The sequence below is a fragment of the Lysobacter claricitrinus genome, assembly GCF_045866565.1.
In the GTDB taxonomy this organism is placed as follows: Bacteria; Pseudomonadota; Gammaproteobacteria; order Xanthomonadales; family Xanthomonadaceae; genus Cognatilysobacter; species Cognatilysobacter claricitrinus.
In genome coordinates this window covers 1,050,001-1,075,635 of the sequence record NZ_BAAFZV010000002.1, presented here as the reverse complement: position 1 = coordinate 1,075,635, position 25,635 = coordinate 1,050,001, and the positions used below count along the sequence as shown (strand labels likewise).

At 68.2% G+C, this 25,635-nt stretch carries 22 protein-coding genes; 8 read left to right on the top strand and 14 right to left on the bottom strand.

Annotation, left to right across the window (positions count from 1 at the left end; translation table 11 throughout):
* Positions 1–19 precede the first annotated feature (19 nt).
* The 3 genes from ACKTTN_RS09840 to ACKTTN_RS09830 form a co-directional block, all read right to left on the bottom strand.
* Positions 20–1,213 carry an App1 family protein gene (locus ACKTTN_RS09840; RefSeq protein WP_407909663.1) on the bottom strand — a complete coding sequence of 398 codons (1,194 nt, stop codon included), beginning with the start codon at positions 1,211–1,213 and terminating at the stop codon, positions 20–22.
* Positions 1,214–1,277: 64 nt separating this feature from the next.
* Positions 1,278–2,057, bottom strand: coding sequence for a murein L,D-transpeptidase catalytic domain-containing protein (locus tag ACKTTN_RS09835; RefSeq protein WP_407909662.1), 780 nt, complete (start codon positions 2,055–2,057; stop codon positions 1,278–1,280).
* Positions 2,058–2,178: 121 nt separating this feature from the next.
* Positions 2,179–3,870, bottom strand: coding sequence for an ABC1 kinase family protein (locus ACKTTN_RS09830; protein ID WP_407909661.1), 1,692 nt, complete (start codon positions 3,868–3,870; stop codon positions 2,179–2,181).
* Between the two features lie 78 nt (positions 3,871–3,948).
* On the opposite strand from ACKTTN_RS09830, the gene ACKTTN_RS09825 reads away from it, so the two are divergent.
* Positions 3,949–4,497, top strand: coding sequence for a DUF488 domain-containing protein (locus tag ACKTTN_RS09825; protein ID WP_407909660.1), 549 nt, complete (start codon positions 3,949–3,951; stop codon positions 4,495–4,497).
* A gap of 126 nt (positions 4,498–4,623) precedes the next feature.
* Here ACKTTN_RS09825 and ACKTTN_RS09820 read toward each other — a convergent pair whose 3' ends face one another.
* Entirely contained in the window at positions 4,624–6,981 is a 2,358-nt protein-coding gene (locus tag ACKTTN_RS09820; protein ID WP_407910062.1) for a Tex family protein, read from the bottom strand.
* Between the two features lie 96 nt (positions 6,982–7,077).
* On the bottom strand, positions 7,078–8,238 hold the full coding sequence (locus ACKTTN_RS09815) for a PQQ-dependent sugar dehydrogenase (RefSeq protein WP_407909659.1): 1,161 nt from the start codon (positions 8,236–8,238) through the stop codon (positions 7,078–7,080).
* Positions 8,239–8,491: 253 nt separating this feature from the next.
* Here ACKTTN_RS09815 and ACKTTN_RS09810 point away from each other — a divergent pair, with 253 nt between their 5' ends.
* Positions 8,492–11,716 (top strand): EAL domain-containing protein, encoded by a 3,225-nt coding sequence (locus ACKTTN_RS09810; protein WP_407909658.1) that lies wholly within the window; start codon positions 8,492–8,494, stop codon positions 11,714–11,716.
* Between the two features lie 55 nt (positions 11,717–11,771).
* The gene (locus ACKTTN_RS09805; RefSeq protein WP_407909657.1) at positions 11,772–13,331 is read left to right on the top strand and encodes a fumarate hydratase; all 1,560 of its coding nucleotides are present in this window, start codon (positions 11,772–11,774) and stop codon (positions 13,329–13,331) included.
* 140 nt (positions 13,332–13,471) lie between these two features.
* Here ACKTTN_RS09805 and ACKTTN_RS09800 read toward each other — a convergent pair whose 3' ends face one another.
* The 7 genes from ACKTTN_RS09800 to ACKTTN_RS09770 all read right to left on the bottom strand — a co-directional run bounded on the left by ACKTTN_RS09800 (position 13,472) and on the right by ACKTTN_RS09770 (position 20,162).
* Positions 13,472–14,428 (bottom strand): patatin-like phospholipase family protein, encoded by a 957-nt coding sequence (locus tag ACKTTN_RS09800; RefSeq protein ID WP_407909656.1) that lies wholly within the window; start codon positions 14,426–14,428, stop codon positions 13,472–13,474.
* A 97-nt stretch (positions 14,429–14,525) separates the two neighbouring features.
* Positions 14,526–15,839, bottom strand: coding sequence for a mechanosensitive ion channel family protein (locus ACKTTN_RS09795; RefSeq protein WP_407909655.1), 1,314 nt, complete (start codon positions 15,837–15,839; stop codon positions 14,526–14,528).
* Between the two features lie 15 nt (positions 15,840–15,854).
* The gene (locus ACKTTN_RS09790; protein ID WP_407910061.1) at positions 15,855–17,120 is read right to left on the bottom strand and encodes a phospholipase D-like domain-containing protein; all 1,266 of its coding nucleotides are present in this window, start codon (positions 17,118–17,120) and stop codon (positions 15,855–15,857) included.
* A gap of 84 nt (positions 17,121–17,204) precedes the next feature.
* Complete coding sequence (locus ACKTTN_RS09785) at positions 17,205–17,699, bottom strand: DUF456 domain-containing protein (protein ID WP_407910060.1); 495 nt, start codon at positions 17,697–17,699, stop codon at positions 17,205–17,207.
* A 135-nt stretch (positions 17,700–17,834) separates the two neighbouring features.
* Entirely contained in the window at positions 17,835–18,941 is a 1,107-nt protein-coding gene (locus ACKTTN_RS09780) for a M35 family metallo-endopeptidase (protein WP_407909654.1), read from the bottom strand.
* Positions 18,942–19,105: 164 nt separating this feature from the next.
* Positions 19,106–19,582 carry a peptidoglycan-associated outer membrane lipoprotein precursor gene (locus tag ACKTTN_RS09775; RefSeq protein WP_407909653.1) on the bottom strand — a complete coding sequence of 159 codons (477 nt, stop codon included), beginning with the start codon at positions 19,580–19,582 and terminating at the stop codon, positions 19,106–19,108.
* Positions 19,583–19,709: 127 nt separating this feature from the next.
* Positions 19,710–20,162: a hypothetical protein gene (locus ACKTTN_RS09770; RefSeq protein WP_407909652.1), complete on the bottom strand. Its 453-nt coding sequence runs from the start codon at positions 20,160–20,162 to the stop codon at positions 19,710–19,712.
* A 95-nt stretch (positions 20,163–20,257) separates the two neighbouring features.
* Here ACKTTN_RS09770 and ACKTTN_RS09765 point away from each other — a divergent pair, with 95 nt between their 5' ends.
* Positions 20,258–21,079 (top strand): tRNA threonylcarbamoyladenosine dehydratase, encoded by an 822-nt coding sequence (locus ACKTTN_RS09765; RefSeq protein ID WP_407909651.1) that lies wholly within the window; start codon positions 20,258–20,260, stop codon positions 21,077–21,079.
* On the opposite strand, the gene ACKTTN_RS09760 is transcribed toward ACKTTN_RS09765, so the two are convergent.
* On the bottom strand, positions 21,051–21,836 hold the full coding sequence (locus tag ACKTTN_RS09760; RefSeq protein ID WP_407909650.1) for a TatD family hydrolase: 786 nt from the start codon (positions 21,834–21,836) through the stop codon (positions 21,051–21,053). The two genes, ACKTTN_RS09765 and ACKTTN_RS09760, sit on opposite strands and share 29 nt — an antisense overlap.
* Positions 21,833–22,039 carry a DUF6116 family protein gene (locus ACKTTN_RS09755; protein ID WP_407909649.1) on the bottom strand — a complete coding sequence of 69 codons (207 nt, stop codon included), beginning with the start codon at positions 22,037–22,039 and terminating at the stop codon, positions 21,833–21,835. The genes ACKTTN_RS09760 and ACKTTN_RS09755 overlap by 4 nt, the downstream gene beginning before the upstream one ends.
* Before the next feature lie 144 nt (positions 22,040–22,183).
* Here ACKTTN_RS09755 and ACKTTN_RS09750 point away from each other — a divergent pair, with 144 nt between their 5' ends.
* From ACKTTN_RS09750 to ACKTTN_RS09735, 4 genes are all read left to right on the top strand, one after another.
* Positions 22,184–23,008 (top strand): glycine zipper 2TM domain-containing protein, encoded by an 825-nt coding sequence (locus tag ACKTTN_RS09750; protein ID WP_407909648.1) that lies wholly within the window; start codon positions 22,184–22,186, stop codon positions 23,006–23,008.
* 146 nt (positions 23,009–23,154) lie between these two features.
* Positions 23,155–24,318 carry an acyl-CoA dehydrogenase family protein gene (locus ACKTTN_RS09745; protein ID WP_407909647.1) on the top strand — a complete coding sequence of 388 codons (1,164 nt, stop codon included), beginning with the start codon at positions 23,155–23,157 and terminating at the stop codon, positions 24,316–24,318.
* Between the two features lie 104 nt (positions 24,319–24,422).
* Positions 24,423–24,971 carry a GNAT family N-acetyltransferase gene (locus ACKTTN_RS09740; protein ID WP_407909646.1) on the top strand — a complete coding sequence of 183 codons (549 nt, stop codon included), beginning with the start codon at positions 24,423–24,425 and terminating at the stop codon, positions 24,969–24,971.
* Complete coding sequence (locus ACKTTN_RS09735) at positions 24,968–25,609, top strand: glutathione S-transferase family protein (RefSeq protein WP_407909645.1); 642 nt, start codon at positions 24,968–24,970, stop codon at positions 25,607–25,609. The genes ACKTTN_RS09740 and ACKTTN_RS09735 overlap by 4 nt, the downstream gene beginning before the upstream one ends.
* Positions 25,610–25,635 lie beyond the last annotated feature (26 nt).

The window sequence follows — 25,635 nt, the reverse complement described above, 5'->3', positions numbered from 1 at the left end:
AGCAGTGGGGCCGCGAATTTTAGCCGACCGGCGGGTCCGGGCCGTCTTTCGCCTGCGTTCCCTCGATCGCGGCCGTGGTCGCCGCTTCCACCAGCGTCGGCCGCGCGGCGTCGCGGGCGACCTCGGCGGCGATCGACTCCAGCGTCCCGGGACGTATCAGCCCGATCGAGGCGGCGTGCTCGGCGATCGCGCGGCTGTCGCGTGCGCGGATCATCGGCACGCGCGTGCCGGCCACGCGACCGATGTGCGCGTCGACCGCCACGTCGCGTGGCGAATCGAGGTCCGGGTCGACGTCGCGGATGTAGATCGCGGCGATGCGGTCGCCGAATTCGGACGCGGCGTCGGCGTAGAGCCCGGCGTCGGCCTGGCCCGAATCGCCGAGCAACACCCAGCGCAGGCGCGGGAAGCGGGTGACGAGCTGGCGCACGCGGTCGAGCTTGTGGCCGTGGCCGGGCGACTTCAGCAGCTTGGTCGGGTCCAGGCCCAGGTCGCGCAGGAACATCGGACCGGCCGGCAGCGCGTTGAGGCGCATGAACTCGTCGAGCAGGTCGTACAGGTTCCAAGGCGAGCTCGACACGTAGAACAGCGGCAGGCGGCCGCGACCGTCCAGGCCCGCCTGCAGCGCCTGGTACAGCAGCGCCGCGCCTTTCAGCGGTTTGCGAGTGCGCGCGTTGTGCAGGAACGTGAGCTGCGCGGCGGTCGTCCAGTCGGTGATGGAACTGTCGAGCACGGTGTCGTCGATGTCGGAGATGACACCGACGCCGACATCGTCATGCACGTAGAGCGCCGGCTGGGACGTCGCCAGCCGGCCATCGGCGAGGCTCACGCTCGCCTGTGTCCACAGGCCGTCGGGCGCCGGCGGCGCGGGCAGGGTGGCGGCGTAGTAGCCCTCGTCGTCGGTGATCGCATCGACGACATGCGGGCCGACACGCACCTGCAGCGGCGCGCGCGCCACTTCGGCGGTGAGGAAGCGGCCGATCGAATGCTGCAGGTTGCGCCAGCGGGAGTCGTTCCCGGTCGGCCCGCCTTCCGGCGCGTCTGCGAGCACGCGGCCGCAGAGGTCAAGGCCCGCTGCGTCGCCGAAACCGCGGTAGGCGGCGATGTAGGCAGGTACGCGCGGTGCGACGCGGCGTCGCGCGCCGTCGACGGCGTCCTCGATCGCGGACAGCGCGGCGAGGATGGGGTGCGGGGACGGCGTTTCGGGCGAAGTCATGGCCCGCACACGATAACGGCCGGACCCGTGAGGATCCGGCCGTCGTGTTTTCAGGTCGGCGCGATCAGCGCGTGGCGACGATCGTGCGCGTGGGGCGGTTCGGGCAGGCGAGGTAGCGCGATTCGTGCAGCCACTTGCTGTCCGGGTAGTACGAGAAGACGAACTGGCCGCCCTTGAGCGTGTCGATGATCTCGTGCGCAACCTGCGCACGCACCGCGGGGCAACCCTGCGAGCGGCCGAGCCGGCCGACCTTCTGCACCATCGACGGATCCACGTACCACGCGCCGTGCATCACGATGGCGCGGGCGCGGGCATTGTCGTTGAAGCCGCGGTCGAGCCCGTCCATGCGCAGCGAATAGCCGTTGTGGCCTTCGTACGTTTCCGCGGTGCGGAACAGGCCGAGGCTGGTCTGGTGCGTGCCGTCGAGGTTCGAGAACGAACGCGCATAGTTCTCGCCGCTGCCGGCGCCGTGCGCGACGTACTCGTTGAACAACACGCGCGGGTTGTGCAGGTCGAACACCCAAAGGCGCTTTTGCGACGACGGCATCGAGTAGTCGATGACCGCGAGCTTCTCGCCGGCGCCGGTGGCTTCGCCGGTGCTCATTGCGCACTCGCGCGCTTCGAGCGCCATCTCGACGACCTTCGGGTTCGCACCCGGTGCGAGCGAGGCAAGACGCGACGCCAGAGACATCGACGGCGCGGCGGGAGCCGGCGTGCTCATCGGCGCAAGCGGTGCGGACGACTGCAGGACAGGCGCGGTCGTGGTCGGATTCGGCTCCGCCGGCGACAGGGCCGGCAACAGGCAGCAGGCGATGGCCGAAGCCAAGGCGAGGGAAGTACGCATTCACTGACCCCTTGGAACAGACGCTTCAGGGAGGTGGATTCCCGGTGAAGCTTTCCGCCTAGGTTAGGCCAGTGAATTCTGCGTGCAAGCGGCCGGATTCAGGCTGGTTCAGCCTGCCTGTTCAGTGAAGGCCGCGCTCCTCTTTCGGACGGGCGCGGTGGTCGGTAAGCAATACGCTGACCACCACGAAAAGGCCGAGAAACGCCGCGATCAGGAACAGGATGATCGCGATCGCCGGATAGCCGAACAGCCGCGAGCCGTTGTCGACGCGCATCATCAGCGCCGACGACACCAGCAGTGCCGCGATGATCAAACCGACCGTGATCCGGTTGGCGATCTTCTGCATGTTCTCCATGAGCTTGGAGTCGTCGAGCCCGTCGAGCCGCACCTGCAGGCGGTTGTCCGACAGCAGCGTCAGCAGGTTGTTGAGCTTGCGCGGCGCTTCGCGCACCAGCCCTTCAACCTCGATGAGCTCGCCGGCAAGGCCCGCGGGCGACAGCGACTTGCGCAGGCGCTGGCGCATGACGTTTTCGAGATGGCCGCGCACGACGTCCTTCGCGTCGAACTCCGGATCGAGGGCGTCGCAGATCGATTCGAGGTTGAGCAGCGTCTTGCCCAGCAGGCTCAGCTCCGGCGGCGTCCGCAGCCCGCATGCCGTCGCGATCCGGGTCATGTCGAGCACGAGCCGCCCTTCCGACACCGTGCCGCCGCCCGAACGCGCCGCGTACGACGCGACGAGCTGGCCGACCTCGCGCATGTAGCGCTCTTCGTCGAAATCCTCGAGGCGCGTGGAGATCGAGATGCCTTCAATGGCCACGTCCTCGCCACGTCCGTCCACCGAGGCGAACAGCAGCTTCAGCAGGCGGTCCCGACGACGCGGCGGAACGTGCGCGATCATGCCGAGATCGAAGATCGCCAGGCGTCCGTCGTCCAGCAGCAGCAGGTTGCCGGGATGCGGATCGGCGTGGATCTCGCCGTGCACGAACGCCTGGTCGAGATACGCACGCAGCAGTGCGCCGGCGAGATCGCCGAGCGGTTGCTCGGTGCGGCGCAGGCCGCTGATGTCGGTCACTTTCTTGCCGCGGATCAGGTCCATCGTCAGGACGCGCTTGCCACATACGCTCCATACCGGACGCGGCACGACGAGTTGCGGGTACGGCTCGAGGCGCTCGCCGAAACGCTGCAGGTTCCCGGCTTCGACGCGGTAGTCGAGCTCGGCCAGCAACGCGCGGCCGAACTCGTTGACCCAGTCGGCGAACTTCATGCGCCGGCCGACGTCGGTGCCGCGATCGATCTTGGTGGCGATCGAGCGCAGCGCATCGAGATCGTTGCGGATGTTCGCGATGGCGTCGGGGCGCTGCACCTTCACCGCGACTTCGCGCCCGTCGCGCAGCACCGCGCGGTGCACCTGCGCGAGCGACGCACTGCCGAGCGGCTTGTCGTCGAATTCGACGAAAAGCTTGTTCGGGCGCACGCCGAGTTCTTCCTCGATGACCTCGTGCACGACGCTTGCGGGCAGCGGGTCCACGTTGTCCTGCATGCGCTCCAGCGCCGCGAGGTAGTCGGGCGGCACCATGTCCGGGCGCGTGGACAGCGCCTGGCCGAGCTTGATGAACGTCGGCCCCAGCGCTTCGAGATCGTCGACGAACTGCTCCGGCTTGCCCGGTTCGGTCGGCTGTGCGTCGTCGCCGGCCGCGAGGTCCTGGAGCGCGGCGTCCTGGTCAAGACCGGTGAAGATCCCGGCGCTGCGGTACTTCAGCAGGAACTTGACGATCTGGGCGGTGCGCGCGATGCCGGTGCTCTGTTCGGCCATGAAATCTCTCCGTCGGTCGCTCAGCGTAGGCGGCCGGCCGTCAACGCTGTTTCACCGCGGGCCCGCCAACCTGTACGGATGCAAAGTTCCCGCACGCTCTGGACGGTCGGGCATTCGACGCATCCGTGGGACGCGTTCGTCGCGATCCTGCGCAGCGCAGGTATCGAGGCGATCGCGGACGTGCGTCGCTTTGCCGGCTCGCGGCGGCATCCGCAGTTCGGGGGCGATGCGATGGCGGCCGCGCTGCCGGCGGCCGGTATCGACTACACCGCGTTCCCGGACCTCGGCGGCCGACGCACGCCGCGCAGGGACTCGCCGAACACCGCGTGGCGGAACGACGCGTTTCGCGGCTACGCCGATTACATGGCGACGCCCGAGTACGAGCGCGCGCGCGGGCGGCTCGCGGAGCTCGCGGCATCGAAGCGTACGGCGGTGATGTGTGCGGAAGCCGTCTGGTGGCAGTGCCACCGCTCGCTGATCTCGGACGATTTCAAATCGCGCGGGTGGACGGTGCTGCACCTGCAGCCGGGTGGCCGCGTTCAGGAGCATCCGTACACGGCGGCGGCGCGGATCGAGGAGGGAAGGTTGGTTTACTCGGTGGAGCAGGTGCAGCGCGGGTTGTTCTGATGTGCGCGTCGCGCTTTCGAGAGCTGATCGGATATTGATGAGGTCGCGTGCATCGCCCACCCAGCGGCGGTCCACGCCGTTGACGCTGCTTCAACGATGATTCAACCCGCGACAAAGCTCCGGAAACTACTTCCCCTTGGCCTTCGCAAACGCATCCGCCAACGCACTATTGACCACCAGCCCCTGTGGCTTTCCCTGCACCGGCTTCGCGGCCGGCCCACGCCCACGGTCCTGCGACGGTCGCGCAGCACCCTGAGGCGGACGCCCGGAATCCCGGTCATTCCGCGGCGCACGCGGCGCCGCATCGTCGAGCCGGCACGTCAGCGCAATGCGCTTGCGCGCGACGTCGACCTCCTGCACGCGAACCTTCACGATATCGCCGACTTTCACCACGTCGCGCGGGTCCTTCACGTACGTGTTCGAGAGCGCGGAGATGTGCACGAGTCCATCCTGGTGCACGCCGATATCGACGAACGCGCCGAACGCCGCGACATTCGTGACGACGCCTTCCAGCACCATCCCCGGCTTCAGGTCCTTGAGGTCCTCGACGCCGTCGGCGAAGCGCGCGGCCTTGAACTCCGGGCGCGGGTCGCGGCCGGGCTTTTCGAGTTCCTTGAGGATGTCGCGCACCGTCGGCACGCCGAAACGGTCGTCGACGAACTGCTCGGCGCGCAGCCCGCGCACGAATGCGGCGTCGCCGAGCAGGGCGCGGATCGGCTTGCCGGTCGACGACACGATGCGCTCGACCACCGGATACGCCTCGGGATGCACGGAGCTCGCGTCGAGCGGTTCGTCGCCGTCGGCGATGCGCAGGAAGCCCGCGCACTGCTCGAACGTCTTGTCGCCCAGGCGCGGCACCTTCAGCAGCTCCTTGCGCGACTTGAACGGGCCGTTCGAATCGCGGTGGCGCACGATGTTCTCGGCGACCGTCGACGTCAGGCCGGACACGCGGGCGAGCAGCGCTGCCGATGCCGTGTTCACATGCACGCCGACTGCGTTCACGCAGTCCTCGACCTTGGCATCCAGCGCGCGGGCGAGTTTGTACTGGTCGACGTCGTGCTGGTACTGGCCGACACCGATCGCCTTCGGCTCGATCTTGACGAGCTCGGCGAGCGGATCCTGCAGGCGACGCGCGATCGACACCGCGCCACGCAGCGACACGTCCACGTCCGGAAATTCGCGCGACGCGATTTCCGACGCCGAATACACCGATGCACCGGCTTCGCTCACCACGATCTTGGTGAGCTTCAATTCCGGCGCGAGCCTGATGAGATCGGCCGCGAGCTTGTCGGTCTCGCGCGATGCCGTGCCGTTGCCGATCGCGATCAGTTCGACGCCGTGCTGTTTGCACAGGCGGCCCAGCGTCGCGAGCGACTGGTCCCACTGGCGCTTCGGTTCGTGCGGATAAATCGTGTCCGTGGCGACGAGCTTGCCAGTGCGGTCCACCACCGCGACCTTCACGCCGGTACGCAGTCCCGGATCGAGTCCGAGCACGGTGCGCGCGCCTGCGGGCGCCGACAGCAACAGGTCCTTGAGGTTGTCGCCGAACACGTTGATCGCTTCCGCCTCAGCGCGTTCGCGCGCCTGCGCGGTGAGGTCGAGCATCAGGTGCAGGTGCAGCTTGGCTTTCCACGTCAGGCGCGCGCAGTCCATCAACCATTGATCGGCGGCGCGGCCCTCGTTGCGGATGCCGACATGCTTGGCGACTCGGCCGGTCGCGAGCAGGTGGCCGGCTTCGGCGTCCGTGCCGGGATCGAGATCGAATTGCAGGAACTCTTCGCGGCGCCCGCGCAGCAGCGCGAGCATGCGATGCGACGGGATCTTCGAAACGGGCTCGGCGTGGTCGAAGTAGTCGCGGTATTTCGCGCCGTCGTTCTCCTTGCCTTCGATCACCTTCGAACGAACGACGCCGACCTGCGACAGCCACTCGCGAAGTTCGCCGACCAGCGCGGCGTCCTCGCCCCAGCGCTCCATCAGGATTGCGCGCGCACCATCGAGCGCCGCTTTGGCATCGGCGACGCCCTTGTCGGCATCGACGTACGTCGCGGCGACGGCGTCCGGCGACTGCGTGGGGTCGGCGAGCAGCGTGTCGGCCAGCGGTTCCAGCCCGGCTTCGCGCGCGATCTGCGCACGCGTGCGCCGCTTGGTCTTGTAGGGAAGGTAGAGATCCTCGAGGCGCGCCTTGGTGTCGGCCGCGAGCAGGTCGGCGCGCAGTTCGTCGGTGAGCTTGCCCTGTTCGTCGATGCTGGCGATCACCTGCACGCGGCGGTCTTCGAGGTCGCGCAGGTAGGCGAGGCGTGTTTCGAGCTCGCGCAGCTGGATGTCGTCGAGCCCTTCGGTCACTTCCTTGCGGTAGCGCGCGATGAACGGAACGGTGGCGCCCTCGTCGAGCAGCGCGACCGCCGCTTCCACCTGTCGGGCCTGCGCGCCGATTTCCTCTGCAATGCGGCGGGCGATGTGCTGGGCGGTGCTACGGTCCTGCATGGCGTGCGTCGACATCCGGTTGGGCCGGCGATTGTGGCCGCGTGCGGGTGGGGCGTCGACGTTGACAGGGTTGGCGCGCTGTGGCGGCGCCGCGCGTCAGCGCGGTGGATCGATGCGCAGCAGTTCGCCGTCGTCCTCGTCGGTGAGCACGTAGATCGCGCCGTCGCCGGCAACGCGCACGTCGCGAATGCGCAACTTGCGGTCTTCGAGCAGCCGTTGCTCGCTGACGATGCGATCGCCGTCGAGCTGCAGGCGGATCAGGCAGCGGTCGGCGAGCGCGCCGAGCAGCAGGCTGTCGTTCCACGCCGAGCCGGGACGGCCGGTGTAGAACGCCATGCCGGACAGGCCGGGCGATTTCATCCAGACGTGGTACGGCGATTCCATGCCGGGCACCTCGGTACCTTTCGTTTCCGGATACGGGAAGGGCGTCGCGTAATCCTTGCCGTGGCTCGCGATTGGCCAGCCGTAGTTCTTGCCGGCTTGCGGCAGGTTGATCTCGTCGCCGCCTCGCGGGCCGTGTTCGGCTTCCCACAGCCGTCCCGTGCGCGGATCGACCGCCAGCGACTGCACATTGCGATGCCCGTAGCTCCAGATCTCCGGGCGCGCGTCGATACGACCCACGAACGGGTTGTCGCGCGGCACCGCGCCGTCGAGCGTGAGTCGCACCAGCTTGCCCTGCAGCACGCCGAGGTCCTGCGCGCGCATGCGCTGGAAGCGTTCGCCCTGGCTGATGAAGACGTGGCCGTCGCGGTCGAATGCGATGCGCGAACCGAAATGGTTCGGCCCTTCGAGCTTGGGTTCCTGCCGGTAGATGACGCGGAAGCCCACCAGCCGCGCGCCGTCGAGCACGCCGTAGCCCGCAGCAGTGCCGGCGGTCCCGTTCGGCCCCGGCTCGGCGTAGCTGAGATAGACGTGGTGGCTGGTCGCAAAATCGGGCGCGAGTGCGACGTCGAGCAGGCCGCCCTGGCCCTGCGCCCACACCGCGGGCACGCCGGTGATCGGTGCGGACAGTCGGCCGTCGCGTTCGACGTAGCGCAGGCGCCCGGGCCGCTCGGTGACCAGGAAGCGCCCATCGCCCAGCAGTGCGAGACCCCAGGGATGCTCAAGCCCACCGGCGACGCGCGTAATGCGCGGCATGCCAGCCTTGGCCGTGGCATTTTGTGCCGACAACGCGGCGGACGCGGGCGAATCGCCCGCGCGACAGCCGGTCGCACCAGCCGTCAGCAACACCATGGCGAACAGCGTGATCAGGCGCATTGGGTCACCAGCTGAATCGTGCAGGATGTGACCGTATCGCCACTCCGTGCGATGAGCGCGTGGTGGCGGGCGGCGAGCTGTTATCCGCTGCACAGTTTCTTACTGCACTCCGTTCGCAAAATGCCGTTATCGACAGAGAAGTGACGTTTTTCGTCCCGCCGGCCCGACCTTGATGGATTCACAGCGCGACGCACGCGATCGATCGGCTCCCGTGACGGAGGCCCGGCAACGGGTCCTCGCGTCCGCCCGACTGTTGCGCGCGCCGGTCGCGTTCGCGGTGCTTGCGGGTGTGCTGATGGCCGCGGCATCGCGCGTGTTGCCGGCATCGCTGGCGGCGGGTGCGGTGGGCGCGGTGCTCGGTGGCTGGCTCGGGCTGTGGCTGGCGCGACCGCTGGCAGGGCGCGCCGACGCACGCTGGCTGATGCCGACGCTTGGCATCGTCGCCGGACTGTTCGCCGCGCACGTCGCGCCGGCGACGGCCATCGTCGCGACGGCCGCGATCACCGCGGCGGTGGTCGCTATCCGTGCACTCGTTCGACAACTGCATCCGCAGGTGGAGTGGGACGACCCCGCACCCGCGGCCGTCGCACTCGCGACCCTCGGGTTAGCGACGCTCGCACTTGCATGGCTGTGCGTGCAGGCGGTGCCGCTGCTGCACGGCGCATGGCTCGCGGCGTGGCCCGCGATCGCCGCCGCCGCGACCGCCGCATTCGCGGCGTCGCTGACGCTCGCGGCGGTCGATCCGCCCGATCCATTCGCCGAGGATCCGCGTCGCGTCACCCTGGTGTTGTCGCTGGCGATGGTGCTCGGCGCCGCGGCGTTGTCGATGTTCTCGCCGCGGCTGGTGCCGTTGCTCGCGATCGGCCTGCTGGCGCTTGCGGCGTCGGGTCGCCCGCGCACGCTCGGCGCGCTGTCGCTGGTGCTCGCGATCGCCGCGCTTATCGCCGCCGATTTCGCGACGTCCACGTTGTCGCGCATCGCCGGCGGCTGGTCGACTGCCGCCGCGCTCGGTCTTGTCGCGACCATGCTCGCGGTCGCGCTGCTCGGCAGCCTGCTTGCGCACCAGCGCGACCGCGTGCGTGCGCGGCTGCGCGCCGCGAGCGGGCACCTGCTGACGCTCGCGGAAAAAAGTCCGGGGCTCGTGGCGACGTTCGATCGCGACCTGCGCCATCGCCACGTCAACGACGCCTATCGACGCTGGACCGGCCTGACGCGCGAGCGCGTCGAGGGCGCGACGCTGGCCGACGTGCTCGGCATCGAGTTCGCCGCGAAGTTGAAGACCAGCGCCGCAAGCGCGATGGCCGGTGCATCGCAGCAGCTGCAGGCCGACCACGGCGATCGCGCGCTCGACATCCGCCTGGAGCCGTACTTCGGCCTCGACGGTGCGATCGCTGGTTTCCATCTGCTAGCCGAGGACGTCACCTGGCGCAAGCAGAGCGAACGCGACCTGCGCACGCTGGTCAACGCATCGCCGGAGCCCACGCTGGTGCTCGACGAAGGTGGCCGCATCCAGTTGCACAACGAGGCCGCGGCTGCGCTGTTCGCCGCGACCGACGCCGATCTCGTCGGCACGCTGCTGCCGACCTGGCTCACGGCGTCCGACGGCACCACGCCCGCTGCGGGCACCGAAGCCGGGCTGCGCGCACGTCGTCGCGACGGCACCACGTTCCCGGTCGACCTGAAACTCGGCTCGATGCCGGGCGAACACGGTGGTCGCGCAGTGGTCACGCTGCGCGATCTCAGCCGCGACCTCGCGCTCGAGCAGGCGGCGCGCGCCGCGCGCGAGCAGGCGCAGGCCACGCTCGATTCGATCAGCGACGCGCTGGTCGTGGTCGATCCGTCGGGCACGGTGATCGCGTTCAATCCCGCGGCGTCGGAACTTACGGGCTGGACGCGGGAGGACGCGCTCGGTCGCGTACTCGAAGACGTGATCACGCTGATCGAGCCGACTCAGGGCGTGCCGCAGGTGTCGGTGCTGCGCGACGCGCTGAAGTCGGGCAAGGCGGTGCGCCTCGAAGGCGAGCGCGAACTGGTGCGTCGCGACGGCGCGCAGCGCGTGGTCGAGGAATCGGCGTCGCCGTTGCGCGATGCGCAGGGCCGCGCGATCGGTGGCGTGCTGCTTTTGCGCGATGTCAGCCATGCACGCGAACAGGCGCAGGTTCTCGCGCACATGGCGCAGCACGATTCTCTGACCGGCCTGCCGAACCGCGTCCTGTTCCAGGATCGACTCGGCCAGGCGCTGGCGCAGGTCGCGCAGGGCAAGCGCGGCGCTGTGCTGTACATCGACCTCGACAAGTTCAAGCCGATCAACGACACACTCGGCCATCCGGTCGGCGACAAGGTCTTGCAGGAAGTCGCACAGCGCTTGCGCGAATGCGTGCGCGAGGACGACACCGTGAGCCGCCAGGGCGGCGACGAGTTCGTGCTGTTGCTGCAACGACTCGCCGACCCGCGCGACGCCGCGCGCGTCGCGGAAAAACTGATCCGGTCGGTCGAACAGCCGATCGTCGTCGACGGCCACGAACTGCGCGTCGGCGCCAGCGTCGGCATCTCGCTGTTCCCGCAGGACGCACGCGACGCCCGCACGCTGATGAAGCAGGCCGACACCGCGCTTTACCACGTCAAGGACACCGGTCGCGGTCGCTACAGCTACTTCACCGACCTGATGGGCGAACGCGCGGAAGCGCGCATGCGCACGGAAAACGACCTGCGCCTCGCACTGGCGGCGGAAGATTTCGTGCTCGACTACCAGCCGGTGGTCAACACGCGCACCGCGAAGTTCACCTCGGTCGAGGCGCTGCTGCGTTGGCGTCGCGCCGACGGCACGGTGTTGCTGCCGGAAACGTTCCTCTCGGTCGCGGAAGAAACCGGGCTCATCATCCAGATCGACGAATGGGTGCTCGGCCGCGCCTGCCTGCAGAACGCCGCCTGGCAGCAGGCCGGCCTGCCGCCGTTGCCGCTGTCGGTGAACGTATCGCTGGCGCGTTTCGATCCCGATCGCCTGCTCGCGCAGGTCGACGCCGCGCTCAACGCCGCCACGCTCGACCCGCAGTGGCTGGAGATCGAATTCCGCGGCGAGCAGCTGTTCGCGCTCGGCGAGCCGGCGCGTGGACTCGTCGCCGACCTGCGCGCGATGGGCGTGAAGGTCGCCGTGGACGACATCGCCACCAGCCAGGCGAGCGTGTCGCAGCTGGTGGATTTCGGTTTCGACGCGCTGAAGCTCGACTTGGCCGTCGTCGACGCGCTGATCGACCACGAGCGCGCGCGCCGCGTCGCCGAGGCGATCTGTCGCACGGGCTTGGCGTTGCAGTGCGAAGTCGTGGCCAAGGGCGTCGAGAGCGATGCGACGCGCGAACTGCTGGCCCGGTGGGGGTGCGGCAGTGTGCAGGGCACGCTGTTCAGCCCGCCGCTCTCGTCGACCGCGCTTGCTCGCCTGCTGCAACGCACCGATCCGCCGACCATGGCGCGCAGCGCCTGAGCACCGCGTCGGGGGCGGGCGGTAAAATGGCGGCTTCCCCATCGCCGTGCCTGCCGTGTCCGCCCAGACCGCTCAATTCGCTCCGTCCGCGCCCGTCGTCATCCGCCAGGACGACCTGATCCAGTCCGTAGCCGACGCGCTGCAGTACATCAGCTACTACCACCCGGTCGACTACATCAAGGCGCTGACCGCCGCGTACGAGCGCGAGCAGTCGCCGGCGGCGCGCGATGCGATGGCGCAGATCCTCATCAACTCGCGTATGTGCGCCGAAGGACGTCGACCGATCTGCCAGGACACCGGCATCGTCACCGTGTTCCTCGACGTCGGCATGGACGTGCGCTGGGACGGCGCGACCATGAGCGTCGAGGATATGGTCAACGAAGGCGTGCGCCGCGCGTACCTCGATCCGGACAACGTGCTGCGCGCGAGCGTGCTCGCCGACCCCGCAGGCAGGCGCAGCAACACGCGCGACAACACGCCGGCGGTGATCCACACCAAGCTGGTGCCGGGCAACACCGTGCATGTCACCGTCGCGGCGAAGGGCGGTGGTTCGGAAGCGAAGTCGAAGTTCGCGATGCTCAACCCTTCGGATTCCATCGTCGACTGGGTGCTCAAGACCGTTCCGACCATGGGCGCGGGCTGGTGCCCGCCGGGCATGCTCGGCATCGGCATCGGCGGCACCGCCGAGAAGGCGATGCAGCTGGCGAAGGAAGTGCTGATGGAGCCGGTCGACATCCAGGACCTCATGGCGCGCGGACCGAGCAATCGCATCGAAGAGCTGCGCCTGGAGCTGTACGACAAGGTCAACGCGCTCGGCATCGGCGCGCAGGGCCTGGGCGGTTTGACGACGGTGCTCGACGTCAAGATCAAGGATTACCCGACGCACGCGGCGAACCTGCCGGTGGCGATCATTCCGAACTGCGCGGCTACGCGACATGCGCATTTCGTGCTCGACGGCAGCGGCGCGGTGCAGCTCGATCCGCCGTCGCTCGAGGACTGGCCGAAGCTCACTTACGACGCGAGCGCGGGCCGTCGCGTGGACCTCGACACCATCACGCGCGAGGACGTCGCCAGCTGGAAGCCGGGCGAAGTGCTGCTGCTCAACGGCAGGCTGCTCACCGGTCGCGACGCCGCGCACAAGCGCATCGTCGACATGCTCAATCGCGGCGAGCGGCTTCCGGTGGACCTCGCGGGGCGCTTCATCTACTACGTCGGTCCGGTCGACCCGGTGCGCGATGAAGTCGTCGGCCCTGCGGGCCCCACCACCGCGACGCGCATGGACAAGTTCACCGAACAGGTCCTCGCCGAAACCGGCCTGCTCGGCATGGTCGGCAAGGCCGAGCGCGGACCGGTCGCGATCGAGGCGATCCGCAAGCACCGGTCGGCGTACCTGATGGCGGTCGGCGGCGCGGCGTACCTCGTATCGAAGGCGATCAAGGCCTCGCGCGTGGTCGCGTTCGAAGATCTCGGCATGGAGGCCATCTACGAGTTCACCGTGCAGGACATGCCGGTGACCGTCGCGGTCGATTCGAACGGCACGTCCGTGCACGCCACCGGCCCGCGCGAATGGCAGGCGCGTATCGGCAAGATTCCGGTGGTGGTTGAACCGGCCTGATGTGGACTCGATGCCCGGTCTCGCCGGGCATCGTGGTCTGGAGCCGGTAGCCCTTGGGTCGCAAAAGCCGCACCCGGCACCGCAGCGCTCCGTGAGCCTGCATATCGCTCGACTGCGGGGATGCGGTTCGCTGCTCCGGACTAGAGGCGATGGGCGAGGGCGGCGAGCATCTTCTGCGTCGCCGGCTGCGCGAGGTAGCCCTTCGCCAGCGTTTCCAGTGCATTGATGTTGGTGTCGCTGACGTCGTCCAGGTCGTCGAGACCGATCGTCAGCGGCGTCTGCAGGCGGTAGTACGCGTCGCCGACGATGAATTGCGCGATGTAGTCGACCGATTCGGCGTTGCCGTCGAACAGCACGTCGATGATCGGCACCGCCCATTCCAGCGCGCCCCATTCGCGTGCCGAGCGCAGGTCGATGGTGCGCGTGCGTTCGCCGGTGCCGACCGACACGACGATCAGGTCGCGCGAGCAGTCGACGGTTTCGTCCTTGCGCAGCGCTTCGGCGACGGCGCAGGCCGTGGGGTTGTTGGCGACGATGCCGCCGTCGATCAGCGCGCAGTCGCGGCCTTCGACGCGCAGCGGATGCGCCGGGAAATACGTGGGCGCGGCGGTGGTCGCGCGGCAGACGTCGCGCACGCGCACGTCGGCGTGTTCGGGTTTGAAGCTCTTGAAGATGACCGGCTTGCGATTGATCACGTCGTAGCTGGTCACCAGCGTCTTGACCGTGCAGTCGCCAAGGCGCGCGTCGCCGAACACGTCGGCCAGCACCTTTTCGAGGCCACGTCCGTCGTAGCGCGGCGCGGACGGCCCGTCGGTGAAGAACCGTCCGGCGCGCGACCACAGCCGGCTCGCGATTCCCGGAAAGATTTCGTGGCGTCGCGCGCGATACAGCTCGGCAAGCGTGTCCGGCGATCGTCCGAGGGCGAGGCCGCACGCGATCAGGCCACCCGTGGAACTTCCGGCGACCAGGTCGAAGGTTCCGGGGATATGCGATTTGCCAGCTGCGGCGAGCGCGGCATCGACGCCGGCCAGCCATCGACAACTGACGAGACCGCGGATGCCGCCGCCATCGAGCGAGAGGATGCGTCGAAGTTGCATGGTGTCCTCCTTGACGCCAGTGTGGATCCGGTCTGTCGCACAGCCTGCGCTTCGCTTCGACGGTGCGCGTGAAAAGCCCGCGCGTGCCGACGCGCGGTCAGATCAGGTTTTCGTCGTCGTGCGCGGCGCGCTGGGCGACCACCTGGGCGTCGATGTCGCGGTTCACCGAGGTGTCGCCACTACCTTCCGGCTCGGTCTGCGGCGGCGTGACCACTTCCATGCCGATGCGGTGCGCGACCGACGGCGGCAGCGGTGCGGTGAACATGTACTGCACGGGGCGCGGGCCGTCGATCTGCGCCTTCTCGAACGCGGCCTTGACCGCGCGGATCGCTTCGCTGCGCACCTTGCCCATGTCGCTCTCGCGCTGGTTCACCCAGCCCTGAAACTTGAGCTGGATGCCGCCGCCCATGTAGCCGTCGACGGACCACGAAGGCGAGGGGTCGTCCAGCACGCCGGCAACCTTCCGCACTTCGGCGAGCGCGGTTTCCTGCGCTTCGCGGATCGATTCGGCGGTATCGATCACCATCGTGAACTCGAAGCGCCGCTTCGTGTTCTGGGTGTAGTTGCTCACCACCGACTTGAAGACCAGCGCGTTGGGCACCGCCACCTGCACGCCGTCGAAGGTCATCAGCAGCGTGGAGCGCGACGTGAGCGCGACCACCTTGCCGTCGTACTTGTCGACGAGGATGTGGTCGCCCGGCGAGAAGCCGCGACGCAGGCTCAGCAGGATGCCGGCGACGTAGTTCTCCGCGATGTCGCGGAACGCGAAGCCGATCGCGATGCCGACCACGCCGGCCGACCCGAGCACCGCGCCGACGATCGCGGTGGCGTCCAGCAGGTCCAGCGCGACCAGCACGCCAATCAGCAGGATGATCCAGTTGATCAGCCGCGCAACCAGCGAATCGATGTATGGGTTCTTCGCACTGAAGCGCGACAGGTGGATGCGTCGGCTCACCGCGCGCCCGACCCACCACGCCAACAGCACGATCACCGCCGCGACGAGCAGCAACGGCAGCCGCGCGACCAACCCGATCAGCTTGCCGCCGACTTGCTGCAGAGCGAGCTTGAGGCGGACACCGATGCTGCCGGCGATCTGCAGGCGATTGTCGACACGCGCCACGCCCGGCTGCTGTGCGGCGATCTGCTGCGCGTGCGCGCGCTCTTCGTCGCCCGCCACCGAGCCTTCGAGCCGCACGACGCCGCCGGCCGCGGTCACGGTGACGTTGGAGTAGTCGGGCAACGCGCGAAGCCGCGCGGCAACGGCGACCGCGACCTGGTTGTCTGCCGCGGTCGGCACCGCCGACGCCACGCCGGCGGCCTGCGCGAGCCATCCGGACTGCGCGATCGAAACAACGGGAACAACGGCAAGGCAACACGCCAGCAGCACGCCGGCAACACGGCGAATCGACACCCGACGACCCTCGAACTAGAGCTGGGACTTGATCGGGACGATGAAGCGTTCGGACATCTTTTCCTTCCACGGCCGCGACGCCCACATGGCGTAGGTGTACGGCTTGGTGTGCTGGAGGTCGCGCTCGAACACCTGCGTCATCGTCTCGGCGAAGCCCGCATCGTAGACGTTCAGGCTCGCCTCGTCGTTCAACTGGAAGGACCGCTGGTCGAGGTTGGTGGAGCCGACCGACACCATGTAGCGGTCGATGATCATCAGCTTCACGTGCAGCATCGTCGGCTGGTAGAGGTGGATCTCCGCCCCGGCGGCCAGCAGCGGGCCCCATTCCTTCTTGGTCGCGATGCGCACGGTTTCAGAGTCGATGTACGGCCCCGGCAGCAGCAGGCGTACGTGCACGCCACGCTTGCGCGCCGCCATCAGCGCGTCGCGAAGCAGCGGGTCCGGGATGAAATAGGCCGCCTCGACGTCGATGCTGGTCTTGGCCGAGGCGATCGCCATCAGGAACATCAGGTGCATGCTTTCGGCGCCGCCGGCGGGCGAGGCGATGAACATGTGCGCCTGCATGTCACCTGCCGGTTGCACCGCCGGGAAATAGGTGTCGCCGTTGAGCACGTGCCCGGTCGTCTTGATCCAGTTGTCGTTGAACGCGGCCTGCACCTGCGACACCACCGGGCCTTCGATGCGGAAGTGCAGGTCGTGCCAGTGGTCCGGATCCTGCGCGTGGCCGAGCCACGGATCGCCGATGCCCACGCCGCCGGTGAACGCGACGGTACCGTCGACGACCAGCAACTTGCGGTGCGTGCGGTTGTTGAGGCGGCCGAGGTTGTACCAGTGCAGCGGGCGATAGCGCTCGATGCGCACGCCGCACTTCTGCATGTCCTCCAGCATCGAGCTGTCCATCTTGATGCTGCCGGCCCAGTCGACCGTCACGTTCACTTCGACGCCGGATTTCGCGCTGTCGCACAGCGCCTGGCTGAACTTCACGGCGATCTCGCCGGACCACCAGATGTACGTTTCGAACGTGATTGTGCGCTTCGCGCCGCGAATGGCGTCGAGCATCGCCGGGAAGATCTGGTCGCCGTCTTCCAGCACCGTCACCTTGTTGCCCGGCACGATCGATGGGCCGAGCATCACGCCCATCTCGCGCAGGAATTGCGGATCGGTGCTTGCGTATTTGTGGATGACGCGATTTTCGAGCTTCTTCTCCGGCGTCGAGAAGTTCATCGCGATGACGACCACAAGGATGGTCACCACCGCCGTGATCGCGATCGTCCAGAACATGCGGCGGCGGCTCCAGGTCAGTCGAAATGTCATGGGGCGCGACTGTGGACGGCCGCTTCGCAAGCGGGTGTGAAGCCGCTCGGCCTAGCGGTTCGCCAGCCACACCACGGCGAACAACCCCAGCATGCCGAACGCGATGACCAGCTTCAGCACCGTCCCGAGCAGCAGCCCGACCCACGTTCCGATGCCGACTTTCGTCGCGTGGCCCATGTCCTCGAGCTTGCGGCGATGGATCAGTTCCCCCGCCACCGCGCCCACGAACGGGCCGATGAAGATGCCCACGAAGCCGAGGAACAGGCCGGCGAAGGTGCCGATCGTGGCGCCGATCAGCGCCAGCCGGCTCGCGCCGACCCGTTTCGCGCCCATCGCCGTCGCCAGCAGGTCCACCGCGAACGACGCGAGCGTGAGCACCGCGAGCACGCCCAGGGTCCATCCGCCGACATGCTTGAAGCCATCGGCCCACGCAGCCAGTAGCAGGCCGCCGAACACCAGCGGAATGCCGGGCAGCGCGGGCAGCACCGTGCCTGCGATGCCGACGATCACGAGGACGACGGCGATGACGAACCACAGCGTGGACATGTCGGACACGGGCACCTCCCAGGCGGATCGCCGCATTCTGCGTCAGTCGCCGTGGTCGTCGTTGCACGGCGCGGCGGCGACAAAAAGAAAGCCCGGCCGGAGCCGGGCTTCCTGCTTCCCCATGGGGGAGGAGTCCTACTTCTGCGACGGGTTGTTCTCGGCGAAGTACTCGTGGTTGTCCGCGTTGTCGAGGGCCTGGTCGGGGTTGGACGCCGCGAGGCTCTTCGCGCCGCTCTGGCCGTAGACATGGTCGTCGGTGGCTGCGGTCACGTTGAAGTGGCTCATCTCGTGGATCAGCGTGCCGCCCTTCGAGTCCGTGCCGGTCAGCGGCGCCGACCAGAACGCGCGGCACACGAAGATCTCGTACGGGCGGGTCGGGTAGACGTAGGCGTAGTAGCTCTGGTTGCAACCGCAGTTGATCGTGACCTGGCCGCCGCTCTGGTCGATGGCGCTGTCGATGTTCACGAAGTGCTGGCGGGCGGTCGAATAGCGCGACGAGGTGTAGGCGCCGAACCACGTCGTGTAGCGCGCGCCCACCGTGCCGCCATTGAGGTAGCCCTTGGCGTTCTCGGAGTAGGTGCGCGCCGCGTTGACCGCGCTGCCCGCCGTGCTGATCTGGCTGGTCGTGCAGCTCTTGTAGGACACGCCGTTGACGACCGTCGCCCCGGCGCTCGGCTTGGCCTGCGCCTTGAGCTCGCGCGTGCCGCCGAGCTGGTCGGTGCCGTCGACCCACAGCTTCAGCGACGCGCTCTGCGCGACCATCGGCAGGCCGTTCGACGCGATCAGCATTTCACCGCTCGACAGCGAGGCGTGCTGCAGCGGCGTCTTGTAGGTGACGGTGTACTCGCCGGTGCTCGACAGGTCGTAGAACGCGGAGAGGTCCACGCTGGTGCGGACCGTCTCACCCGGGCGCAGCACCATGAAGTCCGCGGCCTGCGGCAGGCCGCGCTTGATCATCGGGCCTTCGTACGCCACGTCGCGGCCGTCGTGGGTCACGCTGAACAGGTCGGACTGCAGGAACTGCGACGGCAGCTGCCACGCCGGCATGCGCACGGTGCGATTGCTGGTGTTCGTCACTTCCACGTCCACCGCGCCAAGGAACGACGACTGCCCGGTCGACGCGACCACGGCGATGCGCAGCGGATTGAACCGCGCGGTCTGGACCGAGGCGTCGGCGGCGTTCAGGGCGAGGCCGGCGAGCAGGACGCTACCGGCGGCGGCGAGCAGGGGCAGGCGGTTCATTCAGGCACCTCGGGGGGAAGGGACGTCCGGATGGACGTCCTGACGTTAACCCCGCGGTCAGCCCCATGCATGCCGCGCTGCAACAAACGGAAAGCGTGCGAGATACCGGACACGAAAACGGCTCCGGATCCCGGAGCCGTTTCCAGAACTGCGACGTGGGTCGCTCAGCGCACCCAGGCGCGCCCGTTGTAGACGCGAACCGCCGAACCTTCCGCGATGCCGCCCAGGTCGGTCTGGCTGACGACCGTGGTGCGACCGTCGTTCATGCGGACGTAGACGTTGTAGCTGGTGCCGGCGGTGGACATGTGACGGTCGATCGCGGCACCGGCGGCCGCACCGGCCACTGCGCCTGCGACCGTCGCGACGTTCTGCTTGTCGTTGCTCGAGTCCTTGGTGAGCTCGTGGCCCGCGGCAGCGCCGACCACGCCACCAATGACGCCGCCTGCCACGCCGGAGCGCGGTGCGGTGCCGGTGCCGACGGCTTCGATGCGCGTGACCACGCCGCAGTCGTAGCAGGTGCCGTAGCTGTTGGCGGGGGGCGGCGAGCCCGCATAGCCCGACGTCGGCGTGGTGGTGGCGCAGCCGGCCAGCGCGATCAGCGAGGCCGCCGCGACGGCTGTGAGACGAAGTTGAATACTCATGGAGCGCTCCAGTGATTCGTGATCGGGACGATGGCCTTCGCCATGCGCGATCGATGCTGGGAGCGCGGCAGTGAACGCGTTATCAAACGGCGACCGCGCGTTCAGCGCGCAGTCGTCCGCGTCTTGATCATTCGTGCACGTACTTGTGGCAGGTCTCGCACGCCTCGCCGATCTTCGCCGCCGCGGCCTGTACGCCCGGGCAGTTCAGCGGCGGCGTCGCCAGCGAGGCGTCGACCGTCGCGCGCAGGTCGCTCGCGTACTTCGCGAACTTGTCGTCGTCGTGCATGTCCTTGAACGCCGGTTCGATGTCGTTGGCCATCGTGCGCAGCGCCTGCAGGTGCGGAATGACGTCGGTCGCGGCGCAGCGGTTCTGCGTGACGGCATCCTTCAACGAATGCATGTGCGCGGCCATCACGTGCATCACCGCTTCCGGATACGGGTCTTTGCGCTGATCGATCGCGCGCATGATCATCACGCTGGCCACCGCACCGATCACCAGGCCCAGCAGCGCCATGAACAGATAACGGGAGCCGTTTCCGCGGCGGGCGGGATTCGGCGACGAAGCTTTGACGTCGGACATCGGCCTGTTTCCTCGAGTCTGCGCGGAGTGCGCGGGACCATAGCACGCACGCGCGTGGGGCCGATCGTCACGCCGGCAACGCCTAGAATGCGCGCATGCAGACGCATCATCTCGACCCGGCATGGACGGAACGCTTCGCCGGTATCGACCGCCTCTACGGCACTGGAAGCCTTGCCCGACTCGTCGCGTGCCGCGTCGCCATCGTGGGACTCGGCGGCGTGGGTTCGTGGGTTGCCGAAGCGCTGTCGCGGTCCGGCGTCGGTCACCTGCGCCTGATCGACGCCGACGACATCTGCGTGTCCAACACCAATCGGCAATTGCCTGCGCTGGACGGCACCTACGGCCACGCCAAGGTCGCGGCAATGGCGGCGCGCTGCCAGCGCATCAGCCCCTTGATGGACGTCGAGCCGGTGCCGGCGTTCATCACGGCGCAGAACCTCGAGCATCAGCTCGACGTCGGCCTCGACCTGGTGATCGATGCCTGCGACAGCTTCCGCAGCAAGGTCGAGATGATCGCGTGGTGCCGCCGTCGCAAGCTGCCGATCGTCGTCAGCGGTTCGGCGGGCGGGCGCACCGATCCCACGCTGGTGCGCGTGCGCGACCTCTCGCGCACCGAGCACGACGCGATGCTCGCGCTGGTACGCAAGAAACTTCGGGCGGACTTCAACTTCCCGCGCAACAAGGACCGCTACTTCGGCGTTCCCGCGGTGTATTCGCTGGAAAACGTGCGTTATCCGCAGGCGGACGGCAGCGTCTGCGGCCTGCGTCCGAGCGCCGGCGATGGCGACGGAAGCCTGAAGCTGGACTGCAGCGGAGGCCTCGGTGCCGCGACGCACATTACCGGCGCCTTCGCGTTCGCAATGGCCGGCAAGGCCATCGAGATGTTGCTCAAGACGAAGGCGGAGCCTGCGGCGTAAGCCGGAACAGGCGCTCCGCGTTCGCGGTGGTCGCGGCAGCGATGTCGCCAGGTGGCTGGTTTCGAAGCGACGCGATCGTTTCCAGCACGTCGAGCAGGCGCGCGGGCTCGTTGCGGCCCCCGCGTTGCGCGGCGCCAGGCTGGTCGGGCGAATCGGTTTCGAGCAGCAGATGGTCGATCGGCATCGTCGCGGCCAGCGTGCGCAGGCGATTCGCACGCTCGTACGTCACCGGCCCGCCGAGCCCGAGGAGGAATCCGTTCGCCCACAGCATCTCGGCCTGCTGGCGGCTGCCGGAAAAGCTGTGCACGACGCCACGCAACCCGCCGATGCGCCGCACTGCCGAGATCACGTCGTCCACCGCATGCCGTGCGTGCACGACGAGTGGCAGGTCGAAGTCACGCGCGAGCCGAAGGTGCGCGTCGAAAAGCGAACGCTGGCGATCACGATCGAGTCCGTCGATGAAATAGTCGAGCCCGCATTCGCCTATCGCCACCGGCCGCTCGCTCTCGATCCAGTGCCGTAGCGCATCGACGTGCGCGTCATCATGGCGATCCAGATAGACGGGATGCAGTCCATACGCCGGGAACAGCCCGTCGGATTGCGTGCAGACGTCGCGCAGCGCCGGCCACGTCGCCGCCTCGATGGCCGGAACGATCTGCCGCGTGACGCCGGCGGAACGCGCACGTGCAATCACCTCCACACGGTCGGCGTCGAACTCGGAAACGTCGATGTGCGAATGGCTGTCGACCAGCATCATCGCGGCGGCAGCGTGTCCCTGCTGCGGTCCTTCCAGTTCGCGAGCAGCATCGTGCCGAGGCCGAGAATGATTTCGTCGGCGAACGGAATGAAGTCGGGAATGAGGAGGTCGAGGACGAACAGCGTCGCCGTGATCCAGAACAATGTCGGATGACGGAGCTTTTCCGCCCGGCGCAGCAATGGTTTCAGAAGGAATCGGGCCATGGTCACCTCGCGATCTGCGGACGCTAGCACGCTGCCGGTAGACGTCTGAACGGACTGCGTTAAAACCCGGTCACGCTCCGTCGTTGTTCAGCTTCGCGGTGCTCGAATCGACCCATGCCAGAACGAACTGGCTCGGAGGCTCTCATGGACAAGAACATCCTCGCGGTCGCTCTCGGTTCGATGCTGCTCGGCGGCGTCGCGGTCGCGGCCTACAGTTCCTTGAATCATCCCGACGACGCGGTCGCCGCGCAGCCTGCGCAGCAGGCCGTCGGTACGACGCAGCTCGACGCATCGGCTGACGCGCGGGGCATCGCGCCGACCGCGCCGCAACTCGCCATGGCCGATGCGCCGCGCGCCGAGTACGCGGACGTCGTGGATGTCGACCCGGTGCGCACCACGTCGCCGCGCTATGCGCAGGTGATCGACGTCGATCCGGTCAAGGAAACCAGCACCACCAGCACGCCGCGCCAGGTCTGCAACGACGTGGTCGTGCAGGAGCGCATGCCGGAGCGCGACGGCAACGTCGGCGGCACCGTCGCCGGTGCGCTGATCGGTGGCCTCGTCGGCAACCAGGTCGGCAGCGGCAACGGCCGCAAGCTCGCGACGGTCGCTGGTGCGGTGGGCGGCGGCTTCGTGGGCAATCGCGTCGACCGCAACCACGTGGGCGGGCAGGTCGTGAATCGCACGGAACAGCAGTGCCACACGGTCAGCGACACTTCCAGCAGCTCGCGCACCGTGGCCTACACCGTCACCTACCGCAATCCGGATGGCACCGTGGGTTCGCAGCGCATGAGCAGCCGCCCGGGTAGCCGCATCCGCGTCGGTTCGGATACGCAGGTGGCCGGCTACGACGTGACCTACCGCTACCAGGGCGCCGAGCACACCGTGCGCATGGACGAGCGCCCGGGCGCGCAGCTGCCGGTGGTCGACGGCCGCATCGTGACCGCGACAACGGTCGCCACGCGCTGATCCAGTCGGGTGGGAGCAAGGAAAAGGGCCGGGCGACCGGCCCTTTTTCATGCGCGAGGTCACCGGCGGTCGGGCCGGGGGTGTCGAAGGATTGTGACGGCGGCCTACAATATCGGGCTCCATCGCCCCAAGGTCCGACCGCTCGCATGGCACTGAATCCGTACGACCTCTACGACGTCCGTTCGCTGCTGTCCGAGGAAGAGCGGGCCGTGCAGGACACCGTCGCCCGTTTCACCGACGAGCGCGTGATCCCGATCATCGGCGAGGCGTTCGACCAGGGCCGTTTCCCGCGCGAGCTGGTGCCCGAAATCGCCGAGCTGGGCCTGCTGGGCTCGTCGCTGCCGGAAAAGTACGGTTGCGCGGAGCTCAACGCGGTCAGCTACGGCCTGATCTGCCAGGAACTCGAGCGCGGCGACAGCGGCATCCGCAGCTTCGTCTCGGTGCAGAGCTCGCTGTGCATGTACCCGATCTACGCCTACGGCTCGGAAGAGCAGCGCATGCGCTGGCTGCCGGACATGGCGGCGGGCAAGGTCATCGGCTGCTTCGGCCTGACGGAACCGCACGGCGGTTCCGACCCGGCCAACATGAAGACCAACGCCAAGCGCGACGGCGGCGACTGGGTCCTCAACGGCTCGAAGATGTGGATCACGAACGGCAACCTCGCCGACATCGCGATCGTCTGGGCGCAGACCGACGACGGCATCCAGGGTTTCCTCGTCGAGAAGGGCATGCCCGGTTTCGCCGCGCAGGAGATCAAGCACAAGATGTCGCTGCGCGCGTCGGTCACCAGCGCGCTGTATTTCGACAACGTGCGCGTGCCGGAGGCGAATCGTCTACCGAACGTGAAGGGCCTCAAGGGCCCGCTCGGCTGCCTGACGCAGGCGCGCTACGGCATCACCTGGGGCCCGATCGGCGCCGCGACCGCCTGCCTCGACGAAGTCGTGAACTACACCAAGGAACGCATCCTCTTCGGCCGCCCGGTTGCGGCGACGCAGAGTGCGCAGATCAAGATGGCCGAGATGGCGCGCCGCATCACGCTGGCGCAGCTGCTCGTCGTGCAGCTCGGCCGCCTGAAGGATGCTGGCGCGATGCAGCCGACGCAGGTGTCGCTGGCGAAGTGGAACAACTGCCGCATGGCGATCGACATCGCGCGCGAGTGTCGCGACCTGCTCGGGGGCGCTGGCATCACCACTGAACACGCTGCGATCCGCCACGCGCTGAACCTCGAGTCGGTCATCACCTACGAGGGCACGGAAACCGTGCACCAGTTGGTGGTCGGCCGCGAACTCACCGGCATCAACGCGTTCTGATCATCGGGACCGGCCTTCGGGCCGGTTTCCGCTTCGGCGCCCGTCGCGCGGGCGCCATCGCAGCGTCCCGCGACGCACGACGTCGCCCAGCAGAGGAAGCGAGGATGTCGGAGCACGGCCCGCGACTCGAAACCGAGCGCCTGATCCTGCGTCAATGGCGCGCTGAGGATTTCGAGCGCTACGCGCAGATGTTCGCTGCGCCCGAGACGCACCACATCGGCGGCCCGCTGGTGCTCGGCGACGCATGGCGACGCTTCCTGCAGATGCCCGGCGCGTGGGCGATCCAGGGCTTCGCGATGTTCGCCATCGAAGAGAAGTCGAGCGGACTGTGGATGGGCCAGGCCGGTCCGTGGCAACCCGCCGGCTGGCCGGGCACCGAGGTCGGCTACGCGCTGCATCCGGACGCGTGGGGCAAGGGTTATGCGACCGAAGCCTGCGCGACGGCGATGGACTGGGCGTTCGACGTTCTCGGCTGGAACGAGATCATCCATTCGATCGACGTCGCGAACACCGCATCTCAGAACGTGGCGAAGCGGCTCGGTGCGACGAACCGCGGTCGCGGCGTGTTCCAGCCGCCGCATGACAAGTTCGCCATCGACATCTGGGGCCAGACGCGCGAGCAGTGGCGCGCACGCCGGGGCGTCGCCGCATGATCACCGTTTATGGCTTCTCGCCTTCCGGCAATTGCCACAAGGTGCGCCTGCTGCTGGAGCAGCTCGGTCGGCCGTATCGCTGGATCGAAACCGACAGCAGCACCGGCGCGACGCGCACGCCCGAGTACCTGGCGAAGAACGCGAACGGCAAGGTGCCGATGCTCGAGCTCGACGACGGCCGCATCCTCGTCGAATCGAACGCCATCCTGTGCTGGCTCGCGGAGGGCACGTCGTACCTGCCCGCCGATGCCTGGCAGCGCGCACAGGCGTTGAGCTGGATGTTCTTCGAGCAGTACAGCCACGAACCCTACGTCGCCGTCGCGCGCTTCATCTGCGGCTGGACGCCGGCGGATTCGCCGCGTCGCGCCGACCTGCCGCGCCTGCGCGAGCGTTCGCACGAAGCGCTCCGCGTGATGGAACGCCATCTCGCGTCGCACGACTGGTTCACCGGTGACCACTACGGCATCGCCGACATCGCACTGTTCGCCTACACCGATGTCGCGCCGCATGGCGGCGTGCCGCTCCACAACTATCCCGCGATTTGCGCTTGGCTCGCCCGCGTACGCGCGACGCCGGGTTTCGTCGCGATGGTCGACCCCGACGACCGCGCCGCTGCGCTGATCGCGCAATCCACCTGATTTTCCACGACGCACGGCGGGCTCCG